Raw genomic sequence first — 271 nt, forward strand, 5'->3', positions numbered from 1 at the left:
GTTTTCCGGGGGGTAGACCCGGTCCAGGGCGCTTCCCAAGACGCCCAGGGTGCGCCCCCCGGCCTCGAGGGCCCCGAGGTGGGCCTCCCGGTCTATGCCCCGGGCGAGGCCCGAGGCCACCCAAAGCCCGGCCTCGGCCAGCTCCCGGGCGAGCCTCCTGGCAAAGGCCAGGGCCCAAGGGGAGGCCCGGCGCGTGCCCACGAGGGCCACCGCCTCCCTTTCCGGGGGAAGCTCCCCCTTCAGGTAGAGGTGGGTGGGCGGCTGGGGAAGC

General features: G+C 75.6%; 1 protein-coding gene. It reads right to left on the bottom strand.

Annotation, left to right across the window (positions count from 1 at the left end; translation table 11 throughout):
- The coding region (locus MFF64_RS39080; RefSeq protein ID WP_238193991.1) for a DNA-processing protein DprA at positions 1 to 271 on the bottom strand (271 nt) is incomplete at both ends.

This window comes from Methylobacterium frigidaeris (assembly GCF_022179185.1).
Lineage (GTDB): Bacteria > Pseudomonadota > Alphaproteobacteria > Rhizobiales > Beijerinckiaceae > Methylobacterium > Methylobacterium frigidaeris.